Annotated in this window: 4 protein-coding genes; 2 read left to right on the forward strand and 2 right to left on the reverse strand. The window is 63.0% G+C overall.

Features of this window, described 5'->3' with window-relative positions:
• Positions 1-256 precede the first annotated feature (256 nt).
• Together C7I55_RS26220 and C7I55_RS26225 are read left to right on the forward strand one after the other, a co-directional pair.
• A complete protein-coding gene (locus tag C7I55_RS26220) occupies positions 257-517 on the forward strand; it encodes a DUF6894 family protein (RefSeq protein WP_106516009.1) in 261 nt (86 codons plus the stop codon).
• Positions 514-1383, forward strand: a complete 870-nt coding sequence (locus C7I55_RS26225) for a DUF3800 domain-containing protein (protein WP_146151153.1) — start codon at positions 514-516, stop codon at positions 1381-1383. Before C7I55_RS26220 ends, C7I55_RS26225 begins: the two co-directional genes overlap by 4 nt.
• Positions 1384-1914: 531 nt before the next feature.
• On the opposite strand, the gene C7I55_RS26230 is transcribed toward C7I55_RS26225, so the two are convergent.
• Both C7I55_RS26230 and C7I55_RS26235 read right to left on the reverse strand, forming a co-directional pair.
• Entirely contained in the window at positions 1915-3075 is a 1161-nt protein-coding gene (locus C7I55_RS26230) for a glycoside hydrolase family 76 protein (protein WP_106516011.1), read from the reverse strand.
• Complete coding sequence (locus tag C7I55_RS26235) at positions 3075-5819, reverse strand: TonB-dependent receptor (protein ID WP_106516012.1); 2745 nt, start codon at positions 5817-5819, stop codon at positions 3075-3077. The genes C7I55_RS26230 and C7I55_RS26235 overlap by 1 nt, the downstream gene beginning before the upstream one ends.
• Between the last annotated feature and the right edge of the window lie 827 nt (positions 5820-6646).

Genomic DNA, 6646 nt, shown 5'->3' on the forward strand with positions numbered 1-6646 from the left:
CGGATCTCTGGCCGAGTGCTAAGCGGCTGATCACAGTCTGCGGCCTTTTGGATGAAGATCCGATCACGGCAGGAGCTCTTCGCGCGTTCGAGCTGCGCGACAAGGGAGACCCGAACGGCAACGCCGAATGGATCGCCATCACCCAGCGCATCATCGTGCTCCAAAGGCAAGCAAACCTACAGCCGGAACCCCCGCCCACGAGGCGCTTTCAATCCGCCCATGATCTTGACCCTGAGAGGCCACGGCAGGAGCCGAAATGCGCTACTTCTTCAATACGGCAGACGGCTCTCACGACCGCGATGAGGTTGGCGCCGATCTGCCCGATCACAATGCGGCCCGCGCCATGGCCGTTAAGGTCCTCGCCGAATGCCTCCAGTCGGATCCAACGATAATTTGGCAAGGCCACGAGTTTCGCGTCGAGGCCACCGACGATCACGGCTCCTGCTCTTTTATGTTTCCGTGGCTGAGACCGATGCGCCTGCCGTCCGCTAATCTGATCTTAGGAGGGGCAGCGTGAGGATGATCTACGTTGACGAGGCAGGCACATCGACCCGCGATGCTGTCTTGGTAGTGGCCTCTGTGTTGGTCGAGCCAGACTCTCAGTATCGAGTCTTAGAAAAAAAACTTGGCGAGATCGCGGATGAACGCGTGCCTAGCCAGATCCGTAAAGGATTTCACTTCCATGCCAAGGAACTCTTCAACGGCGGAAAGCAATTTAGTCGAGATGAGTGGGCGTTCCCGGACCGCCTTGCGACCCTCAAGGCGATCCTAAATCTGATCCGCGATCATGCGATCCCGGTAGCGTTCGCTGCGAGCCTGAAGCAGGTCGATTGGTCGACGGTCATTGCTGGGTTGAAGGAGAAACGGATCACCCCGGAGAAGTGGGACCATGCCATCGCATTCTCGCAAGCGATGGTGAAGGCGGATCTCTTCCTCCGAAAGTACCTGAGTGGGTCCGAAATTGGAGTGGTCGTCGCGGAGGACGTCACGGACAGAAGGGAGCTTCTAAGGAGAGTTGGCCTGTTCGCTCGACAGGCGCCTTACGTATTGATGCCGGATCAGCAGCACGCCTCATCGCAAGACCAGGCTATCGGGCGATCTCCGCCGCCATCATGGATCAGAATTGACCACATCGTCGATGATCCTCACTTCATGCCAAAAGCAGGCGGTCCCTTGCTCGGCCTCGCTGATGCGGCAGCCTTCACGCTCCGACGTTGCCTTGAGCGTCAGCCTCTTGGTGATGACCTCCTCCGAGAGATGCTCCACCCAGAGGATGCTGAGATCTTTCTTTCCAACGAGGCTAACTTCACGAGCCCGGCGACATCTTGGATACTGAACACCAGAGCCTATTGGGGGCTGCCGTTTCCAAGCGAGTTCCGATAGACGGATGTCGAAAACGGTCCCACTTTCGCGAGAGTCAGTAAGCTGCCGCTCCAGGCCTGCTGGTCACTTAACGCACAGGAATCCGCCATTTTCAGAACTGGCCCCTCGGCAACGAACTGGGACCTCCTGGGGCCACTTAGGTACCAGTTCCGCATGCCTGGTGAGCCGCTTTTTCGCAGCGCCGCTCCGCCGGCCACCGAGTGCCTAAGAGGCCTCTCAGGGAGGGGAGAGGGGCCGATTAAGAGGTTCTTGAGAGGCTGACGGCGGCTGCCCTCTTGAAGCTCCATGATTCCGGGCGGTCTGGTCCCTACCATGTCTAAACGGCAGCCCACTCTAGACAAAGTACCGGAGCCCGCCGAGCGCATGGATCACCCCATATGTCGCGGAAATGCGCCAAAATCCTGTTATGTCCCAGGAAATCCCGGCCCGTCCGCCTCACTTGAAACTGTCTTGTCCCCTTACACTGCCGTCCGGGAGCCAGATTCGCAGCGGGACGAACAGCCGTCGCGGTCCGTGTCTTTGCGGCCCGGCTCAATACAGGGCTGTCCAGTTCTCCGGTGCCCAACCGAGCACAGCCTCGATCTGAACCATCGCTGCGGTGTCGATCAGTTCGGCCCGGCCATCGCGTGGGCGGCACAGCCCGGTCGCGGTGTCGCGCCGGTTGCGCCACATGTGATCGGCATAGTCCCGCATTGCCGGAACATGCTCCCGCGTGTGGCTCACCCCGTCGAGAAGGAGCAGGTTCTTGAAGTAGATGGCATTGAACGGCGGCGGCTGGCGGTCAAGCTGCGCAAGCGGGAAGCGGTCTCGGCTGGCGGTGGCGATCCGCTTCGCTTCCTTCAAATACTGGTCTTCTCCGGTCACCCGCCAGAGCAGCGCGTTGACCGCGATCGGAACGCCTTGATTGTACGTCCACACCGTCTTCTCGATCGTGCCGTCAACCTTGACATGGTCGTGGTAGAGGCCGTCCGGCCGCTGCAGCACCGCGTTCGTCCAGCGGTAGTAGCGCAGCGCATCGTCCAGGTAAGCGCGCTCCCCTGTGATCTGGTAGAGCCGGATCCCGAGTTGCGCCGCGGGCATGTTGGACACGGTGTTGCGGTCGCCATTATCCGCCTTTTGCGTCCAGCGCACGCCGCCCGGGAAGGGGAGGCGGGGATCCTCGGACCAGCCCGAGCGGATCAGCTCGAACACCGCCCTGGCGTGAGCCAGGGACTCCGGCGTGCGGAAGAAGCGATAATGCTGCACCTGGGCGAGGCCGACCCATTCATTGTCGTCATAATAAAGGTCGTCACCGGGGCCGAGCGGCGGGACGACCCGCGACAGATAGCCGCCTTGTCCGCTCGCGCTGGTGTCCGACCAGTAAAGCTCCTCCGCGGCCCGCACCCTGGCCAGCGCCGCGCCGTGGCGGCGTGCGGCCGCGGCGTCGGTCATCGCCAGATCGAGATAGGCGATATGCGCTTGCGAGAAGGGCCACTCGGTCGCGTATTTCGCATCGGTGGCCGCGGCGGGCGCATATTCACGGTAGAGTCCGGTGCCGTCGTTCAGCGCGAAGCCGTTCTCCATCGCCGCGCGCCACTGCTCGGCGCGGGCGCCGCTGCGCGGCTTCGGCGCCGCCCCCGCTGCCGCAGGCAGCAAGGCGAGCAGGGCGGCGCCGGCTGCGAAGCCACGGCGCGAAACTGCCGGGCCGCGCATCAGAAGCGGAACCGGGCGCCAAGCGCGAACACCCGGCTTTCGTAGCGAACGTCGCGCGGATAGCTGACGTCCGGCAGATTGGTCGCGGCGCGCAGCGCCCGGTAGGGGCTTCCGGTGATGTTGCTGACATCGAAGGTGAGCGTCAGCGCCTCCATCGCTTCCACCGACAGTGAAAAATCGAGCCGCTCGATCGGGCGGTTGAACTCGCCGCCGATCAGCTGGCCATCGTCGTCGGTGGCGAAGAAGTTGGTGACGCGCGAGCGCCAATTATACGCCAGGCGCGCCGATACCGGCCCCTTTTCGTAGATGGCCACGGCATTGTAGCTCCACTTCGATACGCCGGGGATGGCGGTATCCTGCCCCGCTTCGCCAAGCGATGCGGGCAGCGCCTGCGACGCATCGATGTAGGTTGCATTGAGCTGCGTGCCGAACCCGCTCAGCCAGCCCGGCAGGAAGTCGAAGAAAGTCTGGAATGCCACCTCGACTCCCTGCAGCCGGCCCTTGCCGCCATTCTCCGGCCGATTGACGATGATCGGCCCATAGGTCGGATCGACGATCGTGCTGTTGAGATTGGTGATGAAGCCCTGCACGTCGCGGCGGAAGATCGCTCCGGTCAGCGAACCGGTGTTCGAAAAATACCATTCGAGCGATGCATCGTAGTTCTTCGACTGGACCGGCTGCAGATCGATATTGCCGCTGCCGCCGCGGATCGGAGTCTCGTTGGGGTTGAAGGTGAGGGCAGGGCTCAGCTGGTTGAAGTTCGGCCGGCTGCGGGTTTCGGTGGCCGACAGTCGCAGCTGGAGTTTGTCGGTCAGGTGCGCGCGAAAATTGGCGCTGGGCAATATATCGACGTAATTCTGATCGGAGGTGAAAGCGGTCGGCACGCCGCCGACGAGCCCGACGCCGGTCGCCTCCACGGCGGTGTTGACGATGCGGGCGCCGATCACGCCGTCGATCGGGATCGCACCGATGTCGAAGCCGTAGTGGATCTGGCCGTAGGCTGCATAGGATTGCTCGGTCGCGTCGAAATCCTCGTTGGCGATATAGGCCGGAACGTCAGGACCATAGGTCGCCAGCTCCCGCAGCGCGTCGGGCGTTCCGATCTGGGCGAGGCCGCTTCGCGCCAGATCGCGTAGCGCGTCGATATTGCCGAAGATGGAATCCCGGCTCGGCGCCCACCACTGGCGGAACGGCTGCGCGCTGCTGCCGCGGAAGCCGGCATGGATCGGCCCGCCGTCCTCCGCGCCGGGGATCGTCGACAGCCGGATGCCCAGCGGCCGCAGCGACGCATAGCGGCCGCCGCTGCGCAGCCGCGCATCGCGATCGGTGTAGCGGAAGCCGAAATCGATCTGGGTGATCACCGGCAGCTCGGTCTTGAGCTTGAGGTCGGTTCGCCACTGGATTCCCTTGCCCTTGGCAAGCGAGCGCCGGTCCCAGATGCCGCGGAGAATGAAATTGTCGGCATCGAGGGCGTCGAAGCCGGGCAGCGACAGTTGCGGACCGCCGTCCTTGCCGCCGACGTCGAACACGATGTCGGCCGATTGCGGGGTTGCCGGCGCATAATCGACATTATGATCGATATAGGTGGCCCGGCTGTCGGTGTAGGCGAAGTCGGTGCTGAGCGTCGCGCGCTCGTCGATCTCCCAGGTTCCGCCGATCGCTCCCTGATAGGTGTTGGTGTGGCCCGCACGCGTGCTGCGCGAGAAATCGATGCCGCGGCCGCCGGCGAAATCGGGCGTGACGGTAACGCTGTCGAGCGTGCCGGGCACATCCGGATTGCGGACGACGTTACCGAGCACGGGATTGTCGTTGATCAGGTTCAGCCCGACGAAATCATTCTCGACGTTGGTGCGAGCGCCCTGGAATAGCCCGTCGACATAAATCTCGACATTGTACGCCGGACGCCACTGGAGCGAGCCATTCACCGACGGCCGCCAGCGCTTGCCGCGATCGTAATAGACACCCACCGATTCCGGCAGAACGAAGTCGCGCGGTCCGGCCACCGGCTGGTCGTTGCCCGGCGCGCGGATGTTGCCGTTGATGTAGCGTGACGAAGTCAGATAATGGAGCTGGGTGTAGGATACGTTCACCAACGCGCCGATCTCGCCGATGCCTGTCTGCCAGCGGTCGGTCACCAATATGTTGAAGTTGGGATCGTATTTCTTCGCCTGGTCGCCGTAGGTCCCACGGACCGCGCCGGCGACCTGGAAACCCTTGAAATCGAACGGCCGGCGCGAGCGCACGTTGATGAGGCCCGCGATGCCGCCCTCGATCTGATCGGCGGTGGTGGATTTGTACACCTCCAGCCCGGCCAGCGCCCCGGCGGGGAAATCCTGCAAGGCGACGTTGCGCATCTCGGCGGTGAACACTTCGCGGCCGTTGAAGGTGGTCGTAAGGTCGGGCAGGCCCCGCACCTGAACGCCGCCCGCCTCATCGCTGCCGCGGTTGACCTGCACACCGGTAATTCGCGCAAGCGCCTCGGAGGCATTATTGTCGGGCAGCTTCCCGATATCCTCCGCAACGACCGCGTCCACGATCTGCGCCGCGTCCCGCTTGAGCGCCTGCGCACTTTGAAGGCTTCGTCGCAGCCCGGTGACCACGATCTCGCCGGTATCGCTCGGTGTCGCCGGAACGCTGGCCGTCTCCGGCGCCGTCTCGGCCGGCAAGCCCGTCTGGGCCATCGCCGGCGACGCGAAGACGACCGTAAAGCCGGAAGTGGCCAGAATAGCCTTACGCACGTTCATTATCATCTCCTTGCCTGCCCATTTTTTGGCGGATGCTCACCTTGCAGCCCCTCAATCCGTGCGTTGGAAGCGCTCCCATCGGGACTCGTCATTTTCATGCAGGGATCGACGGGATCCCCGATCGGAGGGTCTTTATCGAACTGGGTCTGTCACACTGGTACTTGGCGGCTTGGGACGCCCGTCCACTCCAGCCTTGGGTCAGCCACCATCCAGGCAAGCGGCTGGACCACGCCTTTGGGCATGCCCATGGGATCTGCAGTTGCGGGGCGCCTTGACGAGCGGCAAGAGCAGGTGTGGGCGCCCAAGCCGCGGATGCCGCCAACCGCCTGCGCGACTGACCGGCAGCGCCCAAGATCCGGAATTGCTTTCAGGTGCCGCTGCGCAGGCATGATCCCTCCTTAATCCTTGCCTCTCCGGGCTTCAGGACTCGACCGCGTTCGCAGTCAGACCAAGATGGTGGCACGGGCGTCGGTCGATGGCAATATTACATGAACTTACTTTTTTAATTTTTGCAGCGCTTAGCAGATGGCCAGGCCGTTGGCCGTCATCCGCCTGCAAGATGTGGGCGTACAAGCACGCGGTCGCGTGCTGTGTATCGCTGCATTTGTGGGGACGTCGAACGCTGCGCGACTGAAAGAAGGTTTTCGGCTGGCGAGCATCGGGCTCCGGACAGTGCCTTGCCCGGTTGCTTGCTACGGCCTGACGTGACCCCCGTTTTCTCCTCCAGTTTGAGCTAGAGTCCGGCCCAATGAAGGGACGGATGGATGAAGCGGAAGCGGTTTTCGGAAGAGCAGATCGTCGGCATCCTGAAGGAGGCCGAGGCAGGG

Origin of the sequence: Allosphingosinicella deserti, assembly GCF_003012735.1 — a bacterium.
Taxonomy (GTDB): domain Bacteria; phylum Pseudomonadota; class Alphaproteobacteria; order Sphingomonadales; family Sphingomonadaceae; genus Allosphingosinicella; species Allosphingosinicella deserti.

Coding starts and splice junctions, on each gene's coding strand:
- C7I55_RS26220 (WP_106516009.1), top strand. CDS start 257: ATGCGCTACTTCTTCAATACGGCAGACGGCTCTCACGACCGCGATGAG.
- C7I55_RS26235 (WP_106516012.1), bottom strand. CDS start 5,819: ATGAACGTGCGTAAGGCTATTCTGGCCACTTCCGGCTTTACGGTCGTC.
- C7I55_RS26230 (WP_106516011.1), bottom strand. CDS start 3,075: ATGCGCGGCCCGGCAGTTTCGCGCCGTGGCTTCGCAGCCGGCGCCGCC.